Here is a 20,195-nt window from a genome sequence, read left to right as displayed (position 1 = left end):
CTCAACCCTCCTGCTGCTGCGCTTCGAAGGCAGCGATGACTTCGGCACCGGTCTTGCGGGGCCGCTCGCCGGCGAATGCATAAAGCGCCGGCTTCTCGTCGATGAAGATCTCCTCGGCGAAGCTCACCGGGGCGAGATCGTCGAAGCTCTGGAAGGCGATCGCGACATGGCCGCTCTCGTCATCCTGGAAACGCCAGAACAGGCTGGTGCCGCAATCCTTGCAGAACAGCCGCTCGGCCCATTCGGACGAGACGTAGCGGCGAAGCGCCTGCTCGTTCTCGATTTCAAGGTCGTTGCACGGCACCGACATGAAGACGCCGCCGCTCCAGCGCCGGCACATGCGGCAATGGCAGACATCCATTTCCGGCTTCGCGGGCACGGCGCTGTAGCGCACCGCGCCACAGAGACAGCCACCGGAGGCTCGTGAGGCTTCGCCCATCGCCCTAGCCCGCCTTGGCCTTCTCGTCACCCGGCAGCACGTAGTCCGTGCCTTCCCAGGGCGAGAGGAAGTCGAAATTGCGGAATTCCTGGTTGAGCTTCACCGGCTCGTAGACAACCCGCTTCTGCTCGTCGTCATAGCGAACCTCGACGAAGCCGGTCAGCGGGAAGTCCTTGCGCAGCGGGAACCCCTCGAAGCCGTAATCGGTGAGGATGCGGCGCAGGTCCGGATGGCCGGAGAACAGCATGCCGTAGAAGTCGTAGGCCTCGCGCTCGAACCAGTTCGCGGCCGGGAAGACGTCGACGGCCGACGGCACCGGCGTGCGCTCATCGGTCTGCACCTTGACCCGGATGCGCCGGTTATGGCGCGGCGACAGCAGGTGGTAGACGACATCGAAGCGCTTCTCGCGCTCCGGATAGTCGGCGCCGGCAAGGTCGGTGAAATTGACGAAGCGGAAGCGCGGATCGTCATAAAGCGTCTTCAGCACCGTGACGATCTGAGCGGCCTCGGCCTCGATCGTCAGCTCGCCGAAGGCGACGACGGCATTGGTGACCGCGCCGGGCAGCGCCGCCTTGATCTCTTCGCCGAGGGTCACGAGCGCTTCGCTCATCGGTCCACCTTCGCTACCATTTCAATCCGCGCCTCCCCACCGGGAATGGCCGGGCCGAGCCCGACCATGACGCGCGCGTATTACCGTTCGATCGTGCCGGTCCGGCGAATCTTCTTCTGGAGCAGCAGCACGCCGTAGAGCAGCGCCTCCGCGGTGGGCGGGCAGCCCGGCACGTAGACGTCGATCGGCACGATGCGGTCGCAGCCGCGCACCACCGAATAGCTGTAGTGATAGTAGCCGCCGCCATTGGCGCAGGAGCCCATCGAGATGACGTAGCGCGGCTCCGGCATCTGGTCGTAGACCTTGCGCAGCGCCGGCGCCATCTTGTTGGTCAGCGTCCCCGCCACGATCATCACGTCCGACTGGCGCGGGCTGGCGCGCGGCGCGAAGCCGAAGCGCTCGACATCGTAGCGCGGCATCGAGAGCTGCATCATCTCGACCGCGCAGCAGGCCAGGCCGAAGGTCATCCACATCAGCGAGCCGGTGCGGGCCCAGTTGATCAGATCGTCGGTCGCGGTGACGAGGAAACCCTTGTCGGCGAGCTCGTTGTTGATCTCGACGAAGAAGGGGTCGCGCGTGCCGACGGGGTTGCCGTCCGGGCCAAGCAGGCCGCGGGGCGCGGGGGCGACGAGCGGGTCGCCGCGGTCGATCGCTGTGACTGCCATAATCCTACCCTTGTGAACCCATTCCTGTCAGATAGGCAGCAATGCCGGGATCCGCGATCGGACAATTAGTCCCATTCCAGGGCGCCCTTGCGCCACTCGTAGACGAAGCCGACGGTCAGCACGCCCAGGAAGATCATCATCGACCAGAAGCCGAACCAGCCCAGCCCGCCGAAGGCGACAGCCCAGGGAAACAGGAAGGCGACTTCGAGATCGAAGATGATGAAGAGAATCGCGACGAGATAGAAGCGCACGTCGAATTTCATGCGCGCGTCATCGAAGGCGTTGAAGCCGCACTCATAGGCCGAGAGCTTCTCGGCATCCGGCTTCGAATAGGCGATCGCGAAGGGTGCGATCAGCAGGGCGAGGCCGATGACCAGCGAGACGCCGATGAAGATCGCCAGCGGCAGGTAGTCGCTCAGCAGGGACGGCACCGGGAGAGCTTGCATGGACAACCCCACTTCGCGCAGCGGCCAGCATGACGCTGCATCGGCAGTCGATTAGCCCCTGCTTTAGAATCCTGCAAGGGTTCGCCGCGCCGCACAATCGCCCCAGGGGGATGAATGTGGCGCATTGCAGAACGCGGCACGGGCAAGACAACGGCGGAAAGCCCGGCGCGCCCGCGGTTTCCAGTGATTTAACTGCAATTTGACTGGCTGGCGAACGCGCGGCACGACAGGATGAAGGCGAATCGGCCTTTTCCTGCGCCACGGACACGTCACATGCTTCGATTTCGATCCAGAATGGCGGTTCGGGCGGCGCTCATCGCATGGCCGCTGGTGGTGACAGGCGGGGCGCAGGCGGAAAGCTTCGACCTGACGCGCGCGACCTGCGCCGATTTCTCCGGAATGAGCGGCAACGACCAGGCGCAGCTCTCGCTCTGGCTGGCGGGCTATTTCGCCGGCGGCGCGCAAAAGCCCTTGCTCGATCTTGATAAGATCAATGCGGCTCCGGCCGGATTGCAGGCGCTCTGCGCGAAATCACCACAGCTCTCGCTGCTGAGCGCCGAGACGCGCGCCGTGTTCATGCCAGCGCCCGCGCCCTGACCATGCCGCTGCCGATCGCTGCGGGCGCAACAGAGACGGCGCGCCCGGCCTTCCCCCTGCTCCCGCTGATCGCCTTCGCGGCCCTGGTCGCGGCCGAGGCCGGCCACGCCCAGCAGCAGCCGCCGCAGATGGTGCGTGCGCCGCTGCCGCCCGAGCGGCCCTTCGACTTGGACATGCCCACGACATCGGCGCCGCCGCAGATCATTATCCCCGCGCCCGTCGTGCCACCTACGCCAACTGCTCCCCCTGCCGCCCGGGCCTCGGTCGCTGAACCACCGCCCTTCACGCCGGGCGAGCCGACACCGGCCGGCCCGGCCGGCCCCGATTCGCCGGTGCTGAGCGAGCCCGACGAGGACGAGGGCCCGGAATGGCCGCAACTCACGCCCGGCCAGAAAGCCGGCGCCGAACCTGCATTCGATCCGAACGAGAAACCGGACAAGCCGGGAATCAGCACCGATCCCGGCACCTCGACCGCGTGCCTGCCCGAGCGCCTCAAGGGCATCCTCGGCAGGATCGTCGACAAATACGGGGCGGTGAAGGTGACCTCGACCTGGCGGCCGCCCTGGCGCGCGCGGCGCGGCTCCTATCACAAGCGCTGCGAGGCGATGGATTTTCGCGTGCCGGGCATACGCCCGCGCGTCGTGCTCGACTATGCCCGCGGCCTGCCCGAGGTCGGCGGCCACAAGGTCTACTGGAACGGGCTGATCCATATCGATACCGGGCCGCGCCGGCCGTGGTGAGCGCGGAATCATCCCGCGTCATCACAGCTCGATCGGCCGCGAGGCTTGAAGGCGCGGCATCAAGGCCTTAAACGCTTCGCCAAGGGCGGTTAGCTCAGTTGGTAGAGCATCTCGTTTACACCGAGAGGGTCGGCGGTTCGAGCCCGTCACCGCCCACCACGTCCAGGCGCTTGATCATGCTGAGGTCCTCGGCAGAGAGCTGGACGCTCCCAGCGCGCCTTATCCCCCTTCTGCCCATGTTCTGCCCACGAATGGCGTCGTCGAGCGCGTCGTGGCTTCGCGGAAGAATGAGCGCGAGCCGATGCAGCCGCGAATCGAGCGCTGCCGCCGACGAGGCCTATCGCCTGCCAGAGCGCCGGAAGCGCGCTATTCGACCTAATCATACGCTCGCGGCGTCGAAGCCAATCCCGTCCCGTTTGGAACAATGTTAATTTGCCGTCGCGGCTGAACTAAAGGTGCCGTAACGTCGCGATCGGGGGAGTCACGCGATGTTCGGGGACGGAAACGAGGCTGCTGCAGCGGCACCGCGGTTTGAGCGCGACCTAATCGATATCCAGACCGACATTATCGATCTGCAGAACGAGGCGGCCAAAGCCGGCTTTGCCATGCTGGCCCATTTCCTCAGGATGGCCGTGCACGAAGCTCAGCTCCAGATCGACGCGGCGGATCGTTGCGGCGCGCCTTGATCACCCAGGCAGGTCCGGCGGTCTCGGCGGTCAAAATGCCAACACGTCAGCCAGATTCGCCCCGCTCACGGCTTCGGAATTCCCGTGGACCAATAATCCACAGGTGCAGCGCTGCGCTGCTAGCGCTTTTCGGCCTGTTTCGGCCTGATTTTGCGGAAGCTTCAATTTGCCGGCGCGGGGTGCTTGACACTTCGGGCCGGGGGCCATAATCCCAACCCCGCTGACGGCCGAGGCCTCAGCCGCCCGCGCGGGCGTAGCTCAGTTGGTTAGAGTGCCGGCCTGTCACGCCGGAGGTCGCGGGTTCGAGCCCCGTCGCCCGCGCCATGTTTTCCCAAATACATTCCGATCGTTACCAGCATCGGCTCAGAGCCGAGGCGAACTGCGGCATGCGCCGAGCGCCGAGGCGCCGCCATGCAACCGCAGCGCATCGCGGCCTTGTCCCGCCAGCCCGCTTTTCCTCGACAGGCCAAACGAAAAGGGCCGGCAGCGTGTGCTGCCGGCCCTTCTCATTCTGTCGGGCCTGCGCAGCAGGCCCATCAGCGCGGATCAGTGGGCGACCAGGCCGCCCGCGGCATCCTCGTCGCCGACCTTCGGCTGCACGCTGGTGAGGTCCTCTTCCCAGACGATCGGCACGGGCTGACGCACCAGCGCATGCTGGAGCACCTGGTCCATGCGCGAGACCGGGACGATCTCGAGGCCGTTCTTCACGGACTTCGGCAGGTCGACCAGATCCTTGGCGTTATCCTCCGGGATCAGCACCTTCTTGATGCCGCCCCGCAGGGCCGCCAGGAGCTTCTCCTTGAGGCCGCCGATCGGCAGCGCCCTGCCCCGCAGCGTGACCTCGCCGGTCATGGCGATGTCGCGACGGACCGGGATGCCGGTCAGGACCGAGACGATGGCTGTCGCCATCGCGATGCCGGCCGACGGACCGTCCTTCGGGGTCGCCCCCTCGGGAACGTGGACGTGGATGTCGCGCCGGTCGAAGAGCGGCGGCTCGATGCCGAAATCGATGGCACGCGAGCGGACATAGGAGGCCGCCGCCGAGATCGATTCCTTCATCACGTCGCGCAGGTTGCCGGTGACGGTCATCTTGCCCTTGCCGGGCATCATCACGCCTTCGATCGTCAGCAGCTCGCCGCCGACCTCGGTCCAGGCCAGGCCGGTGACGACACCGACCTGATCCTCGGTCTCAGCCTCGCCATAGCGGAAGCGCGGCGGGCCGAGATACTCCTCGAGCACCGTGGTGTTGACCGCGACCTTCTTCTTCTTCGAGAGCACGATGTCCTTCACCGCCTTGCGGACGGTGTTGGAGAGCTCACGCTCCAGGTTGCGGACGCCGGCCTCGCGGGTATAGCGCCGGATCAGCGTCAGCAGGGCATCGTCGTCCATGGACCATTCCTTGGACTCCAGGCCGTGCTTCTTGATCGTGCTCGGGATCAGATGGCGACGCGAGATCTCCAGCTTCTCCTCTTCGGTATAGCCAGCGAGCCGGATCACCTCCATGCGGTCCAGAAGGGCCGGCGGGATGTTCAGCGTGTTGGCCGTCGTAACGAACATCACGTTCGAGAGGTCGTAATCGACCTCCAGATAGTGGTCGTTGAAGGTCGAGTTCTGCTCGGGATCGAGCACCTCGAGCAGGGCCGCCGACGGATCGCCGCGGAAGTCCTGGCCCATCTTGTCGATCTCGTCGAGCAGGATGAGCGGGTTCGAGGTCTTGGCCTTCTTCATCGACTGGATGATCTTGCCGGGCATCGAGCCGATATAGGTGCGGCGGTGACCGCGGATCTCGGCCTCGTCACGCACGCCGCCGAGCGACATGCGCACGAACTCGCGGCCGGTCGCCTTGGCGATCGACTTGCCGAGCGAGGTCTTGCCGACGCCCGGAGGGCCGACAAGGCACAGGATCGGGCCGGCGAGCCGGTTGGCGCGCTGCTGCACGGCCAGGTACTCGACGATGCGGTCCTTGACCTTGTCGAGCCCGTAATGGTCGTCGTCGAGCACCGCCTGGGCGACGTTGAGATCCTTCTTGATCTTCGACTTCTTGCCCCACGGGATGCCGAGCATCCAATCGAGATAGTTGCGCACCACGGTCGCTTCCGCCGACATCGGCGACATCTGACGCAGCTTCTTCAACTCCGCCATCGCCTTGTCGCGGGCTTCCTTGGAGAGCTTGGTGTTGGCGATGCGCTCTTCCAGCTCGGCCAGCTCGTCACGGCCTTCCTCGCCGTCGCCCAGCTCCTTCTGGATCGCCTTCATCTGCTCGTTGAGATAGTACTCGCGCTGGGTCTTCTCCATCTGGCGCTTGACGCGCGAGCGGATGCGCTTCTCGACCTGGAGAACCGACATCTCGCTTTCCATCAGCGAGAGCACCTTCTCCAGCCGGTGCGCGACGTTCACGATCTCCAGCACCGCCTGGCGATCGGCGATCTTCACCGCCAGATGCGAGGCGACGGTATCGGCGAGCTTTGAGGGCTCGTCGATCTGCGAGACGGCAGCGACGATCTCGGGCGAGATCTTCTTGTTGAGCTTCACATAGCTCTCGAACTCGCTGACGACCGAACGGCCGAGCGCCTCGATCTCGACCTTCTTGCCCTCTTCCTCGGCGAGCGCGACGGCTTCGGCCTGATAGAAGGCATCGTCGGCGAGATAGGCGGTCGCCTTGGCCCGGCCGACGCCCTCGACCAGCACCTTGACGGTGGAGTCGGGCAGCTTCAGCAGCTGGAGCACGCGGGCGAGCGTACCGATCTCGTAGATGTCCTTGGTCGCCGGGTCGTCATCGCCGGCATTTTTCTGGGTGGCGAGCAGGATGAGCCCGTCGGTCTTGACCACCTCCTCGAGCGCGCGGATCGACTTCTCGCGGCCGACGAAGAGCGGCACGATCATATGCGGGAAGACGACGATGTCGCGCAGGGGAAGAACCGGATAGGTGCCGGTCTCACCGGGAACGAATGGAGCGCGGGGCGCCGAGCCAGTCATGACTTATCCTTTGTGGTTGCGCCCGGCGAACCCCCTGTTGGGCGGAACGATCGGACGTAAGCGACCTGAGGCGACCATTCACCCCATTCGCCCCCGCGGGCCGCGCCCTCAGCAGGCACACGACTCTCGCGAGTGAAATCAAAGTGGAGATTTCCGCACCGGCTTTCAAGCGGCCCGGAGCGCCATCCCATGCTGGATTGTCGCGGTTCGAGACCGATAGCAGGCCAGCCATGCTCCATACGCAAAACGCGCGCCAAGGGGCGCGCGTTGCTGTAGGCCGATCTCGCCGATGCGGGGCGGAGCGTCATGCCGATGCCGACTTCGCCTCGTCTTCGCGCTCGGAATAGATGAAGAGCGGACGCGACTTGGTCTCGACCGCCTCCGGCCCGATCACGACCTGCTCAACGCCTTCCAGCCCCGGCAGCTCGTACATCGTCTCGAGCAGGATGCCTTCCATGATCGAGCGCAGGCCACGCGCGCCGGTCTTGCGCTCGATCGCCTTGCGGGCAATCAGGCTGACCGCCTCGTCGGTGAAGGTGAGCTCGGTATCCTCCATCTCGAAGAGGCGCTGGTACTGCTTCACCAGCGCATTCTTCGGCTCGGTCAGGATGGTCTTGAGCGCAGCCTCGTCGAGATCCTCCAGCGTCGCCAGAACCGGCAGACGGCCGACGAACTCGGGGATCAGGCCGAACTTAAGCAGATCCTCAGGCTCAACCTCGCGGAAGATCGCGCCGGTGCGGCGCTCGTCCGGCGACTTCACGGTCGCGCCGAAGCCGATCGAGGTGCCCTTGCCGCGGCTCGAGATGATCTTGTCGAGACCGGCGAAGGCGCCGCCGCAGATGAACAGGATGTTGGTGGTGTCGACCTGGAGGAATTCCTGCTGTGGATGCTTGCGCCCGCCCTGCGGCGGCACCGAAGCGACCGTGCCCTCCATGATCTTGAGCAGCGCCTGCTGGACGCCCTCGCCCGAGACGTCGCGGGTGATCGAGGGATTGTCCGACTTGCGGCTGATCTTGTCGATCTCGTCGATATAGACAATGCCGCGCTGCGCCCGCTCGACATTGTAGTCGGAGGCCTGGAGCAGCTTCAGGATGATGTTCTCGACATCCTCGCCGACATAGCCCGCCTCGGTCAGCGTCGTCGCGTCGGCCATGGTGAAGGGCACGTCGAGGATGCGGGCGAGCGTCTGCGCGAGCAGCGTCTTGCCCGAGCCGGTCGGCCCGATCAGCAGGATGTTCGACTTGGCGAGCTCGACGTCGTTGTGCTTCGTCGCGTGCGAAAGCCGCTTGTAGTGGTTGTGGACCGCGACCGAGAGCACCTTCTTCGCGTGATCCTGGCCGATGACATAGTCATCGAGGACCTTGCGGATCTCCTTCGGGGTCGGCACGCCGTCCTTCGACTTCACCAGCGCGGATTTGGATTCCTCGCGGATGATGTCCATGCAGAGCTCGACGCATTCGTCGCAGATGAACACGGTCGGTCCCGCAATCAGCTTGCGAACCTCGTGCTGGCTCTTGCCACAGAAAGAGCAGTAGAGGGTGCTCTTCGAATCGCCGCCGCCGCTGACCTTACTCATCGTCCATCTCCATTCCCGGAGCCGGAGGCTCACATCAGCCGTGGCGGATGCAGGCGTCGTCTCTCCGTCATAATAGGGCGCTCAGTTCACGATTATTAGGTTAACGTCGCGGATCGGCACACCCGACCCGAAAGCTGACCCAAAACCGAGCGCTATGCAGCTCGTCCGATTCCCCCATGCAAACATGGGGCCGCCCCCCATTGCAATATGGGACGCGTTGCCGACCAAGCCAACCCACAGGCAACAGGGCCAGAAGTCGCAGCCGGCTCAAAAGTATGATTCAGCAAGGCGCGAGGCTTTTTTGCGGCGCTCGCGTCTTGGTGATGTGGCGTAACCCGTTTACGCCGCGGCTTCGTCGGGCCGCTTGTCGATGACCTTGTCGATCAGGCCGAAATCCTTGGCCGCATCGGCGGTCATGAAATTGTCGCGCTCCAGCGCCGCCTCGATATCGTCGTAGCTGCGGCCGGTGTGCCTGACATAGATCTCGTTCAGCCGACGCTTCAGGCTCTCGACCTCGCGGGCATGGATCAGGATGTCGGTGACCTGGCCCTGATAGCCGCCGGAGGGCTGGTGGACCATGATGCGGGCGTTCGGCAGGGCAAAGCGCATGTCCTTGGCGCCCGCCGTCAGCAGGAGCGAGCCCATCGAGGCGGCCTGGCCGACGCAGAGCGTCGTCACCGGGCAGCGGATGAACTGCATCGTGTCATAAATGGACAGGCCGGAGGTGACCACGCCGCCGGGCGAGTTGATGTAGAAGGAGATTTCCTTCTTCGGGTTCTCGGCCTCGAGGAAGAGGAGCTGCGCCACGATCAGCGAAGCGCTGTAATCCTCGACCGGGCCGGTCAGGAAGATGATGCGCTCGCGCAGCAGGCGCGAATAGATGTCGAAGGCGCGTTCGCCGCGGCTCGACTGCTCGACCACCATCGGGACGAGATTGTTGTAGGTCTCGATCGGATCGCGCAGCATGGGTCTATCCTTGAGATCGCGGGCGCCGGGAATCAGCGGATGTCGTTGAGAGCCACCACATAAGCACGCTTGCGGCCTCTGAAAAGGGAAGCGCCGCCCTGCACGAGACCGGGCGGCGCCAAATCTGAGATCAAGGTTTCCGAGACCCTCAAGCCGGGCGTGATGCCGAAAGGCGCGACGCGGCTTTCGGAAGGCATCAAGCCCTGTTCCAGTCGAGGGGAGGATCGAGATCTGCGCTGGAAACGCCGTGCGTTCCCAACGCAAATCATCCGGCCTCAGGCCTCCTCGGCCGTATCGGCTTCCTTGGCCTCGGTCTTCTTGGTCTTCTTGGCGGCCTTCTTCGGCTTGGCCTCGGTCGCGGCGGCCTCGTCCGAATCCTCGTCGGCATAGAGGGCCTCGCGGGAGACCGTCTGGTCCTCGACCTTCACCTGGCCGAGCAGATGGTCGACGACCTTCTCCTCGAAGATCGGGGCGCGGATCTCGGCGAGGGCCTGCGGGTTCTTCTGGTAGAACTCCCAGACCTGCTTCTCCTGGCCGGGGAACTGGCGGGCGCGCTCGACCAGGGCCTGGGTGACCTCGTCATCGGAGATCTGGACCTTGGCCTGCTCGCCGATCTCGGCCAGCACGAGGCCCAGGCGCACGCGGCGCTCGGCGATCTTGCGGTACTCCGCACGCGCCTCGTCCTCGGTCGTGCCCTCGTCGGCGAAGCTCTTCTTCGCCTCCTTCATGTCGGCCTCGACCTGGCTCCAGACGCTGCCGAATTCCTGCTCGACCAGGGTCGGGGGCAGTTCGAAGGTGTACTTGCCGTCGAGCGCATCGAGCAGGCTCTTCTTGACCTTGCGGCGGGACTGGGCGCCGAAGTCGCGGCCGATCTGCTCGCGGATCGCGGTCTTGAGCGCGTCGAGCGACTCCATGCCGAAATTCTTGGCGAGCTCGTCGTCGATCTTGAGCGGCTCGGGGCCCTGGACGTCGTCGACGGTGACGTCGAACTCGGCCGGCTTACCGGCGAGATGGGTCGCGGTGTAGTTCTCGGGGAAGGTCACCTGGACGGTGCGCTTCTCGCCCTTCTTGACGCCTTCGAGCTGCTCCTCGAAGCCGGGGATGAACTGGCCGGAGCCGAGATCGAGCGGGATGCCCTCGCCCGTGCCGCCGTCGAAGGGCTTGCCCTCGAGCGTGCCGACGAAGGAGATTAGCAGGCGATCGCCGGTCGCGGCCTTGGCCTTGTCGCCCTTCGAGGCGAAGCTGCGATTCGACGAGGCCATGCGCTCGAGCGCGGCATCGACATCGGCATCCGGCACCTCGGCGACGGGCTTGACCAGCGAGACGTCCGAGAGATCGGCGATCTCGATCTTGGGCAGCACCTCGAGCGCGACGGTGAAGGCGAGATCGCCCTTGGCCTCCATCGCGGCCTCGATCTCGTCCTTGTTCTCCGGGAAACGGATCTGCGGCTCGAAGGCGAGCTTCAGGCCGTTATCGGCGACGATCTTCTGATTGGCCTCGTTGACCGCGTTCTGCAGGACGTCGGCCATGACCGAGCGGCCATAGAGCCGGCGCAGATGCGCGACCGGGACCTTGCCCGGACGGAAGCCGTTGATGCGGGCCTTGCCCTGAAGGTCCTGCAGGCTGTCATCGAGCCGAGTCTTGAGGTCGGTGGCGTTCAGCACCACCTGAAATTCGCGCTTGAGGCCCTGGGACAGGGTTTCGGTCACGTTCATCGTTCTGATCCGCCAACAGTTCTTCTTATCTCAATGTCCAAAGCGCGACGCCGGATGACCGCCGCCGCGCTCGCGAAATTCCCTCAATGCCCCGGCAAGCGATTCACGCAGGACCGACAATCCCGGTAGAACCACAAGCCACTGGTGCGGGCGGAGGGACTCGAACCCCCACGACTTTCGCCGCTGGAACCTAAATCCAGTGCGTCTACCAGTTCCGCCACGCCCGCCGACCCGAGGCGCCGCGTGCGAGCAAACGCAGCGCCGCCATCGTTGGGCCGCGGTGCTATACGCATTTCAGGCGGACCATGCAGCAAAAAAATGCGACGTTTCTGCGAAGGCCGGGCAAGAGGACCGGAGCACCCACCCTGCGCGATGACCTCTCGCCAGATCGCGCGCCGCGGATTATGCCGCTGATCATGACCGATCGCACCACGATCCGCCCCGTCTCCACCCTGCCGCCCGTGCAACCGACACGGCGCGCGGCCCTGGCGGGCTTTGGTGCCTCGGCAGCAGCCCTTGTGCTCGCCGAGCGGAGCGCCGCCCAGCAGCCGGCCGGGGCGACCGCGCCACCGCCCTCCGCCGGCAAGCCGGCCCTGCGCACGCTCACCGCCATCCCGGCCAAGACGCGCCTGCGCCCCGCGCCCGCGCCCGAAACCGAGATCTGGGCCTTCGATGGCGCGACGCCGGGACCAATCTTGAGGGCGAAGCAGGGCGAGACCACACGGTTTCTCCTGGAGAACAAGACAGCGCGCCCGCTCGCGCTGCATTGGCACGGCCTGCGCGGCCGGTCCGAGATGGACGGCGTCGGCGGCTTCAGCCAGCCGCCGATCGCGCCCGGCGCCAGCTTCGAATACGCGCTGACGCCGCCCGATTCGGGCAGCTATCTCTACCGCCCCCTGGTGCTCGGCGGCTCGTCCGAGCCGGCCGAGCGCGGGCTGAGCGGCTTCCTGATCGTCGAGGAGGAGAGCCCGCCGCTGGTCGATCTCGACCTGCCGGTGCTGATCGACGATTGGCTGCTCGGCGACGACCAGGCGCTCAGGCCCTTCGACGCCAGGGCGGCGGAGAATGCCGCCGCAGGACGGCTCGGAAGCTGGCTGACCGTGAACGGCAAGGCGCCGCCGCAGCGCGTCGCGGTCGCGCCCGGCGCACGCATCCGCATCCGGCTGGCCAATGCCTGCAACGCGCGGATCACGCGGCTGCGCTTCGACGGGATGAAACCCTTCGTCATCGCCGTCGACAGCCAGCCGACCGAGAATTTCGAGCCTGTGCGCGGACAGCTGCCCTTCCCACCCGGCACGCGCTACGACCTGATCTTCGACATGCCGGAGGATGCCGGCGCCACGGCCATGGTGACCGCGCTGATCGGCCCGGGCGTGCCGCTGGTACGCTTCGTCGCCGAGGGGCAGAAGAAGGTGCAGCCGGCGCCGATCGCCATGCTCAAGCCCAATCCGGCCCTGCCGGCCGCAGTCAGGCTGCAGGACGCGCGGCGCAGCGAGATCGTGATCGCCGGCGGCGCCAAGCCCGCCCCCGAGGCCAAGCTCGATCTCGACGGGCTCGATCTCGCCCGGCCCTGGACGCTGAATGGCGGCGTCGGCGAGGCCAATGGCAAGCCGCTGTTCAGCGTCAAGCGCGGCGCGCCGGTGGTGATCGGCATCGACAACAAGACCGCGTTCCCGCAGCCGCTGCATGTCCATGGCCATAGCTTCCGCCTGCTGCATCCGCTCGATGATGGCTGGGAGCCCTATTTCCTCGACACGGTGCAGATCCCGGAAGGGCGCAAGCTGCATATCGCCTTCATCGCCGACAATCCCGGCCGCTGGCTGATCTCCTCGACCGTGCTGGAACGCTTCGACCTCGGGCTCTGGACCTGGTTCGAAGTAACTTGAGCGGGTTGACCCTGCTCGCCTCAGCACCTTAAGCCGCCCTGCCACTTACCGATTGGATGCCGCCATGACCGCTGCCAATGCCATCGTCACGATCGGCGCCGACCTCGCCAGGCCGGTGCGCTTCGGCAATGCGCTGCCGCTCGCGCTGATCGCCGGCCCATGCCAGATGGAGAGCCGCGACCACGCGCTGGAGATCGCGCTCCAGCTGAAGGAGATGGCGGAACGGCTTGATATCGGGCTGGTTTTCAAGACCTCCTTCGACAAGGCCAATCGCACCAGCGCCAAGGGCCAGCGCGGCATGGGGCTCAAGGCCGCCCTGCCCGTTTTCGCCGAGATCCGCGAGAAGACCGGCCTGCCGGTGCTGACCGACGTGCATGACGCGGAGCAATGCGCGCCGGTGGCCGAGGTCGTCGACGTGCTGCAGATCCCGGCCTTCCTCTGCCGCCAGACCGACCTGCTGGTCGCGGCGGCCAGGACCGGCCGCGTGGTCAATGTCAAGAAGGGCCAGTTCCTGGCGCCCTGGGACATGGTCAATGTCGCCGCCAAGATCACCGAGAGCGGCAACCCCGATGTGATGCTGACCGAGCGCGGCGCCTCCTTCGGCTACAACACGCTGGTCTCCGACATGCGCTCCCTGCCGATCATGGCCGAGATCGGCGCCCCCGTCATCTTCGACGCCACCCATTCGGTGCAGCAGCCCGGCGGCAAGGGCGCTTCCTCTGGCGGCCAGCGCGAATACGTGCCGGTGCTGGCGCGGGCGGCGGTCGCGGTCGGTGTCGCCGGCGTCTTCATCGAGACCCATCCCGACCCGGACAATGCGCCTTCGGACGGGCCGAACATGGTGCCGCTCAAGGACTTCCCTGCGCTGGTCGCAGAGCTGCAAGGCTTCGATCGCCTTGCCAAGGCGCGGTCCGCGCCTGTTGATGGGGCATGAACGTCGCCTCGCCACCGCCCGTTACAGCCGAATCGCTGCATCCGCTCATCCTGGTCCTCGGAGCCTGCGGCTTCGCTTCGACCTTCACGATGCGTATCGTCGACCCGCTGGTGCCGACGCTCGCATCCGAGTTCACCCGCAGCATCCCGCAGGTCGCCGGCATGGCGACGGCCTTCTCCTTTTCCTATGCGATCGGCCAGCCCTTTCTCGGGCCGATCGCCGATTCCATCGGCAAGCTGAAGACGATCGGCACCTGCCTGTTCCTGCTTGCGCTGCTCTCGCTCGCCGCGACCTTCGCCTTCTCCTTCGAGCTGCTGACCGCGGTCCGCGCCGCGACCGGCATCGTCGCCGGCGGGGTGATCCCGGTCGCCATGGCGGCGATCGGCGACCGTGCGCCGATGGCCGAGCGGCAGGTCATGCTCGGGCGCTTCCTCGTGCTGATGATCGTCGGCCAGATGGCGGGAGCTGCGTTCTCCGGCGTGATCGCCGAGCATATCGGCTGGCGCAGCGTCTTCGTCGTGGCGGCGGCAATGGCAGCCGTGGCGGCAGCCCTCGTCATGCTGGTCCTGAAGCCACGCCCCGATGCGGCCCGGCTGCCGCTCAGCTTCAAGAATGCGCTGGCGAATTACGGCACCGTCTTCGCCAATCCGCGGACCAAGCTGCTCTATGCCCTGGTCATCACCGAGGGCAGCCTGGTCTTCGGCATGCCGCCCTATGTCGCGGCGATCCTGCAGGAGCGGGCCGGGATCGGCTCCTCGCTGTCGGGTCTCGCCATCGCCGGCACCGGCATCGGCGGCATCGTCTACGGCATCCTGACGCGTGTCCTGGTCGAGCGGCTCGGCCCGGCGCGGATGACGACGGTTGGCGGCTTGCTGATGGCGCTCGGCTTCGCCCTGTTCTCCGTGCCGACACTGCCCTGGTGGACGGCGATCGGATTCTTCATCGTCAACGGCTTCGGCTTCTTCCTGATGCACGGCACCTTCCAGGCGCAGGCGACCGAGCTTGCGCCAAGCGCCCGCAGTTCGGGCATGGCTCTGTTCGCCTGCTCGCTGTTCATGGGCCATGCGCTGGGGCCCGTGCTGATGGGGCTGGCGCTGCACCTGCTCGGTACGAGCGGCGCGATCCTGCTCTTCGCGCTGGCGATCGGCCTGCTCGGCTTCGCGACGCCGCGGATCCTGCCGTTGGCGGGGAGCCGGACGTAAGTCCCCACGACACGAGCATCCTTGGACGCTAACGTGAGTACTTCACCCTGTCGTCGATACGGATATGTCGTGCATCCCGCCTGAAGTGCTGTCTGATCGAAGATCGACGGCTGAACTGATCGAGCTCGCCCTGGTCGAGCTTGATCGGAATGACGACGACCCATGCCCATGCATCGTCAGCCTGCAAGAGCGCGGAACCCGCGACGTCCTCGATGCCGCTCGCGCACAATGCGCCTCGGCGGATCCCAAGCGCCGCCAACTCGGGGCACTCATTCTAGGGCAGCTCGGGTCGCGGCGAGGCCGCACCTTTCCAGAAGAGTGCTGCGATACATTGCTCGATCTCGTGGAAAAGGAGCGGAACCTCGACGCCCTGGTCGTGACAATCTACGCGTTTGGGCATCTGGGCCATCCACGGGCCGAGCCTGCGCTCATCGCGCGGTTCCGCCATCGCAGCTCACGTGTTCGCCGTGGCGTCGCGTTCTCATTAGTCAACGCGTGCCACCCCTTGTCACAACACGCGGTGGAGGCGCTTCTGCAATTGATGGAGGACCGTGAGGAGCAGGTCCGGGATTGGGCGACGACCGGTATCGGCTTCGCCGTCGAGTTCGACGGAACTGACATACGCAACACACTTCTGCAGAGATCGACCCAGGACGACGATGAGATAACGCGTGCAGAAGCGCTTCACGGTCTGGCGAGACGAAACGATATGCGTGCCCTGCCTCTTCTCATAGCCGAACTGTCGGCTGCCGATTCTCGACCATATCTCTTCAACGACGCGGCCAAGACTCTGCTCGGCATCGATGAGGAGGAATATCCAGTCGAGGCACTACTCGACCAGTTGCGGGCTCTTCAGCGGCTCTAACGCCGTCCGAAGAGAGGGGTTAACACGCCCTTCGGCTCGCGAGCCGATCTCACCAACCCCGGCAACCCATTGCTAACCAAGCACTAAATCCCGCCGTTCTCAGCGAACTGCCGCAAGGGAATCTCAACTTCCTGCGCCTACCCGGCAAGGGATAGCGAGACGAGCTTGCCGGCATCTGCTCCATCCTGGGCCCCCTCCGGTGCTTGCCTGACGAGAGATGGACGATGCCTGTGCGTGCCAAGAATTGGCTTTCCAGTCTCGCCTGCCGGTTCGCAAGGCAGGATTCGGGTTCTGTCCTGATCACGTTCGCGTTCGGCGCCATCGTGCTGCTCGCCGTAGCGGGAGCGGCGATCGACTATGCGCGGGCGTCACAAACCCGGGTGGCCTTGCAGGCGGCCACGGACTCGGCGGCGCTGGCCGCGGCGAAGCTCGACAGCAAGGACGTCGCCAAGCTCAGGAGCGCCGCGAGCCAGTACTTCACCGTCAACACTGCCGGCATAGACGCGAGCCAGGTCGTCCTCGACGGCTTCACCTATAACGAGGCGACAGGGGCCGTCAGCGTCAATGCGAAGGCGTCGGTCAGCACATCCGTGATGTCGGTGCTCGGGTTCAACTCGCTGGACGTCACCGCCAATTCGACCGCGGTCAAGGAGGTCACCGGCACCGTCGAGCTCGCGCTCGTGCTCGACAACACCTGGTCGATGTCGGAGAGCGCCGGCGGCAGCGATTCGAAGATCACCGTCCTGAAAGGGGCTGCCAAGAAGCTCGTCGAAACTGTGCTGAAGGATAGCAGCTCCAACAACGTCAAGGTCAGCCTGGTGCCCTTCGCGGATTACGTGAATGTCGGCGTCAACAACCGCGGCCAGCCCTGGGTTTCGGTGCCGCCGGATTCCACCACGACCAGCCCCAAGACCTGCGAGACGAAGACCACCAAGCAGGAATGCACGCGAGGCACCCCGAAAACCTGCACGCGCAGCACGGACGGCGTCACCGAGACCTATGACTGCACGCCCTCGACCTGCGTCGACAAGATCGTCCCCGCCTATGAGGTCTGCAGCGGCGGCGGAACGACGAAGATGACATGGTATGGCTGCGTCGGCTCGCGCGTCGTCTCAAATCTCTGGCTGTCGGACGCTCAACCGACTGAACCCTATCCGGGCTTTCTCGACCGCAGCCAGAACTGCCTGAGCCCGATCGTTCCGCTCACCAATGACAAGAGCAAGCTGACCACGGCGATCAACGGGCTCATCATCAATATCGGCGGCTACCGGCCATCCACCTATATTCCGGCGGGAGTGGTCTGGGGCGTGAACGTCCTGTCGGCGACTGCGCCGTTCATGGAAGGCGCCGCCTATGATTCCGCCAATCGCCGGCCGCGCAAGGTGATGGTGCTGATGACCGACGGCAACAACACGATGCGGCTGAGCAAATCCGACGGCAAGCACCTGGGGACGAACTCGTCGTCGGACCTGGACAAGACTGATGCGGATACGTCCGCCCTTTGCGCCTATGCCAAGGGCCGGTCGATCGAGCTCTACACGATCGCCTTCGCGGTCAGCGACCTCGCCACCAAGACCATGCTGGAAGGCTGTGCCAGTGGCTCCGATCACTATTTCGACGCCACGAATTCCGCCGCGTTGAACTCCGCCTTCGAGACGATCGGCGCCTCGCTGAACAGCCTGCGCCTGTCGCGATAGCGCATCGGCCCGAAAAGTGGATTGCGGTTTTCGGGCAAGCCGTTGCGATAACAAGAAGCAAGATCATTGGACCGAACCGGTCCGATGATCTAACGCCCGCGATAGGGCGCAACCCCCTGATCCGGCAGCCAGAGCCCCTCGGGCGGCTTGCCGGTCTGCCAGAACACATCGATCGGGATGCCGCCGCGCGGATACCAGTAGCCGCCGATGCGGAACCATTCCGGCTCCAGCAGCTCGACCAGGCGCTTGCCGATGCCGACCGTGCAATCCTCATGGAAGGCGCCGTGGTTGCGGAAGGAGCCGAGATAAAGCTTCAGCGACTTCGACTCGACCAGCCATTTGCCGGGCAGGTAGTCGATGACCAGGATGCCGAAATCGGGCTGGCCGGTGACCGGGCAGATCGAGGTGAATTCCGGGCAGGTGAAGCGGGCGAGATAGCTCGTGCCCTCGTGCGGATTGGGCACACGGTCGAGACGCGCCTCCTCCGGTGAGCTGGGAAGCACGGTCGCGTGACCGAGCTGTAGCGTCGATGCATCGATCGTCATGAGGTATGGCTCCTTGAAGGCGGCCTTCTAGAGCCTGTGCGGCCCGCGCGCCACAGATCAATCGCCGCGCCGCCCCCTTCCCGTCGCGCCCGCGCTTGGCTAGAGAAGCCCGGCATCCATCCGCATCGTCATTCAGCCGACGCCAAGCCCGGAGCTTCCCATGACCGCGATCATCGACATCATCGGCCGCCAGATCCTCGACAGCCGCGGCAACCCGACCGTCGAGGTCGATGTCGTGCTCGAGGACGGCTCGATGGGGCGCGCCGCGGTTCCCTCCGGCGCCTCGACCGGCGCGCATGAGGCGGTCGAGCTGCGCGACGGCGACAAGAGCCGCTATCTCGGCAAGGGCGTGCTCAAGGCGGTTGAAGCTGTCAACACCACGATCGCCGAGGCGCTGGTCGCCATGGATGCCGAGGACCAGGTCGCGATCGACCAGGCGATGATCGAGCTCGACGGCACGCCGAACAAGAAGAAGCTCGGCGCCAACGCCATTCTCGGCGTCTCGCTCGCCGTCGCCAAGGCCGCGGCCGACTCGTCCGGCCTGCCGCTCTACCGCTATGTCGGCGGCACGCAGGCGCGCACCCTGCCGGTGCCGATGATGAACATCGTCAATGGCGGCGCCCATGCCGACAACCCGATCGACTTCCAGGAATTCATGATCATGCCGGTCGGCGCGCCCTCCTTCGCCGAAGGCCTGCGCATGGGCTCGGAGGTGTTCCACACGCTGAAGAAGGCGCTGCACGATGCCGGCCACAACACCAATGTCGGCGACGAGGGCGGCTTCGCGCCGAACCTGAAATCGGCCGAGGCCGCGCTCGACTTCGTCATGGCCGCGATCGAGAAGGCCGGCTACCGCGCCGGCGAGGATATCGCGCTGGCGCTCGACTGCGCCGCGACCGAGTTCTTCAAGGACGGCTCCTATGTCTACGAGGGCGAGCGCAAGACGCGCGATCCGAAGGCACAGGCCAAGTACCTGGCCAAGCTGGTCGCCGGCTATCCGATCGTCTCGATCGAGGACGGCATGGCCGAGGATGACTGGGATGGCTGGAAGGCGCTGACCGACCTTGTCGGCTCCAAGTGCCAGCTCGTCGGCGACGACCTCTTCGTCACCAATGTCACCCGCATGTCGCAGGGCATCAAATCGAAGACCGCGAACTCGATCCTGGTGAAGGTCAACCAGATCGGCACGCTGACCGAGACGCTCGCCGCCGTCGAGATGGCACAGCGCGCCGGCTATACCGCCGTGATGTCGCACCGCTCGGGCGAGACCGAGGACGCGACCATCGCCGATCTCGCCGTCGCGACCAATTGCGGGCAGATCAAGACCGGCTCGCTCGCCCGCTCCGACCGGACAGCGAAATACAACCAGCTCCTGCGCATTGAGGAAGAGCTCGGCGCCCAGGCGGTCTATGCCGGCCGCGACGCGCTGAAGGCGCTGGCCTGAGCCGCGTAGCCCTTATCTGGCTGAACTGGAGCGATCTCGGATCGCTCCAGATGGCACTTGACGATGCCGGCCCGACAAGGCCGGCATCGATGCTATCAGCTCTTCTCAATTGATCTTCTAATTGTCTTGAAGGTCGGCGAGCGCCCTCGCCTTCCCCGCGTAAGAACGGGCTTTCCCAGCGGCACCCTCGTAGATAAAGTCGTGTG

19 protein-coding genes and 3 tRNA genes are annotated in these 20,195 nt (G+C 65.4%); 11 read left to right on the top strand and 11 right to left on the bottom strand.

Annotation, left to right across the window (positions count from 1 at the left end; all coding sequences use genetic code 11):
* Nucleotide 1: 1 nt before the first annotated feature.
* The 4 genes from EV560_RS27670 to EV560_RS27655 all read right to left on the bottom strand — a co-directional run bounded on the left by EV560_RS27670 (nucleotide 2) and on the right by EV560_RS27655 (nucleotide 2,145).
* Nucleotides 2–439: a GFA family protein gene (locus tag EV560_RS27670; RefSeq protein ID WP_131859065.1), complete on the bottom strand. Its 438-nt coding sequence runs from the start codon at nucleotides 437–439 to the stop codon at nucleotides 2–4.
* A gap of 4 nt (nucleotides 440–443) precedes the next feature.
* Nucleotides 444–1,049, bottom strand: coding sequence for an NADH-quinone oxidoreductase subunit C (locus tag EV560_RS27665; protein WP_131859064.1), 606 nt, complete (start codon nucleotides 1,047–1,049; stop codon nucleotides 444–446).
* A gap of 80 nt (nucleotides 1,050–1,129) precedes the next feature.
* Nucleotides 1,130–1,714 (bottom strand): NuoB/complex I 20 kDa subunit family protein, encoded by a 585-nt coding sequence (locus EV560_RS27660; RefSeq protein WP_131859063.1) that lies wholly within the window; start codon nucleotides 1,712–1,714, stop codon nucleotides 1,130–1,132.
* Nucleotides 1,715–1,779: 65 nt separating this feature from the next.
* A complete protein-coding gene (locus tag EV560_RS27655; protein ID WP_131859180.1) occupies nucleotides 1,780–2,145 on the bottom strand; it encodes an NADH-quinone oxidoreductase subunit A in 366 nt (121 codons plus the stop codon).
* A 309-nt stretch (nucleotides 2,146–2,454) separates the two neighbouring features.
* Between EV560_RS27655 and EV560_RS27650 the strand changes: the two genes are divergently transcribed.
* The 5 genes from EV560_RS27650 (at nucleotide 2,455) to EV560_RS27630 (ending at nucleotide 4,507) form a co-directional block, all read left to right on the top strand.
* Nucleotides 2,455–2,757: an HdeA/HdeB family chaperone gene (locus EV560_RS27650; protein WP_165923685.1), complete on the top strand. Its 303-nt coding sequence runs from the start codon at nucleotides 2,455–2,457 to the stop codon at nucleotides 2,755–2,757.
* Between the two features lie 2 nt (nucleotides 2,758–2,759).
* Entirely contained in the window at nucleotides 2,760–3,497 is a 738-nt protein-coding gene (locus EV560_RS27645; RefSeq protein WP_131859061.1) for a YcbK family protein, read from the top strand.
* Between the two features lie 83 nt (nucleotides 3,498–3,580).
* Nucleotides 3,581–3,656 (top strand) — tRNA-Val (locus EV560_RS27640).
* Between the two features lie 329 nt (nucleotides 3,657–3,985).
* Complete coding sequence (locus EV560_RS27635) at nucleotides 3,986–4,183, top strand: hypothetical protein (RefSeq protein ID WP_131859060.1); 198 nt, start codon at nucleotides 3,986–3,988, stop codon at nucleotides 4,181–4,183.
* Nucleotides 4,184–4,430: 247 nt separating this feature from the next.
* Nucleotides 4,431–4,507, top strand: a tRNA-Asp gene (locus tag EV560_RS27630).
* 222 nt (nucleotides 4,508–4,729) lie between these two features.
* Here EV560_RS27630 and lon read toward each other — a convergent pair.
* From lon to EV560_RS27605, 6 genes are all read right to left on the bottom strand, one after another.
* Nucleotides 4,730–7,159: an endopeptidase La gene (gene lon / locus EV560_RS27625; protein WP_131859059.1), complete on the bottom strand. Its 2,430-nt coding sequence runs from the start codon at nucleotides 7,157–7,159 to the stop codon at nucleotides 4,730–4,732.
* Between the two features lie 304 nt (nucleotides 7,160–7,463).
* Complete coding sequence (gene clpX / locus EV560_RS27620; RefSeq protein ID WP_131859058.1) at nucleotides 7,464–8,735, bottom strand: ATP-dependent Clp protease ATP-binding subunit ClpX; 1,272 nt, start codon at nucleotides 8,733–8,735, stop codon at nucleotides 7,464–7,466.
* A gap of 339 nt (nucleotides 8,736–9,074) precedes the next feature.
* On the bottom strand, nucleotides 9,075–9,701 hold the full coding sequence (locus EV560_RS27615; RefSeq protein ID WP_465247044.1) for an ATP-dependent Clp protease proteolytic subunit: 627 nt from the start codon (nucleotides 9,699–9,701) through the stop codon (nucleotides 9,075–9,077).
* A gap of 32 nt (nucleotides 9,702–9,733) precedes the next feature.
* On the bottom strand, nucleotides 9,734–9,901 hold the full coding sequence (locus EV560_RS35890; protein ID WP_165923684.1) for a hypothetical protein: 168 nt from the start codon (nucleotides 9,899–9,901) through the stop codon (nucleotides 9,734–9,736).
* 75 nt (nucleotides 9,902–9,976) lie between these two features.
* A complete protein-coding gene (tig, locus tag EV560_RS27610; protein WP_131859057.1) occupies nucleotides 9,977–11,416 on the bottom strand; it encodes a trigger factor in 1,440 nt (479 codons plus the stop codon).
* A gap of 142 nt (nucleotides 11,417–11,558) precedes the next feature.
* Nucleotides 11,559–11,643: transfer RNA gene (locus EV560_RS27605), tRNA-Leu, on the bottom strand.
* A gap of 189 nt (nucleotides 11,644–11,832) precedes the next feature.
* Between EV560_RS27605 and EV560_RS27600 the strand changes: the two genes are divergently transcribed.
* From EV560_RS27600 to EV560_RS27580, 5 genes are all read left to right on the top strand, one after another.
* Nucleotides 11,833–13,302, top strand: coding sequence for a multicopper oxidase family protein (locus EV560_RS27600; protein ID WP_131859056.1), 1,470 nt, complete (start codon nucleotides 11,833–11,835; stop codon nucleotides 13,300–13,302).
* A 64-nt stretch (nucleotides 13,303–13,366) separates the two neighbouring features.
* Entirely contained in the window at nucleotides 13,367–14,236 is an 870-nt protein-coding gene (gene kdsA / locus EV560_RS27595) for a 3-deoxy-8-phosphooctulonate synthase (protein WP_131859055.1), read from the top strand.
* Nucleotides 14,233–15,438: an MFS transporter gene (locus EV560_RS27590; protein WP_131859054.1), complete on the top strand. Its 1,206-nt coding sequence runs from the start codon at nucleotides 14,233–14,235 to the stop codon at nucleotides 15,436–15,438. Before kdsA ends, EV560_RS27590 begins: the two co-directional genes overlap by 4 nt.
* A gap of 64 nt (nucleotides 15,439–15,502) precedes the next feature.
* The gene (locus EV560_RS27585) at nucleotides 15,503–16,303 is read left to right on the top strand and encodes a HEAT repeat domain-containing protein (protein WP_131859053.1); all 801 of its coding nucleotides are present in this window, start codon (nucleotides 15,503–15,505) and stop codon (nucleotides 16,301–16,303) included.
* A gap of 224 nt (nucleotides 16,304–16,527) precedes the next feature.
* The gene (locus EV560_RS27580; protein ID WP_131859052.1) at nucleotides 16,528–18,000 is read left to right on the top strand and encodes a pilus assembly protein TadG-related protein; all 1,473 of its coding nucleotides are present in this window, start codon (nucleotides 16,528–16,530) and stop codon (nucleotides 17,998–18,000) included.
* 89 nt (nucleotides 18,001–18,089) lie between these two features.
* On the opposite strand, the gene queF is transcribed toward EV560_RS27580, so the two are convergent.
* Nucleotides 18,090–18,545 carry a preQ(1) synthase gene (gene queF / locus EV560_RS27575; RefSeq protein WP_131859051.1) on the bottom strand — a complete coding sequence of 152 codons (456 nt, stop codon included), beginning with the start codon at nucleotides 18,543–18,545 and terminating at the stop codon, nucleotides 18,090–18,092.
* A 160-nt stretch (nucleotides 18,546–18,705) separates the two neighbouring features.
* On the opposite strand from queF, the gene eno reads away from it, so the two are divergent.
* Nucleotides 18,706–19,989, top strand: a complete 1,284-nt coding sequence (gene eno / locus EV560_RS27570; protein WP_131859050.1) for a phosphopyruvate hydratase — start codon at nucleotides 18,706–18,708, stop codon at nucleotides 19,987–19,989.
* Nucleotides 19,990–20,195: the final 206 nt, after the last annotated feature.

The sequence above is a fragment of the Allobosea sp. BK604 genome (assembly GCF_004341515.1).
Taxonomy (GTDB): Bacteria; Pseudomonadota; Alphaproteobacteria; order Rhizobiales; family Beijerinckiaceae; genus Allobosea.
Note: the sequence above shows the minus strand (reverse complement) of the source record. Positions and strands in the feature narration are given on the sequence as shown.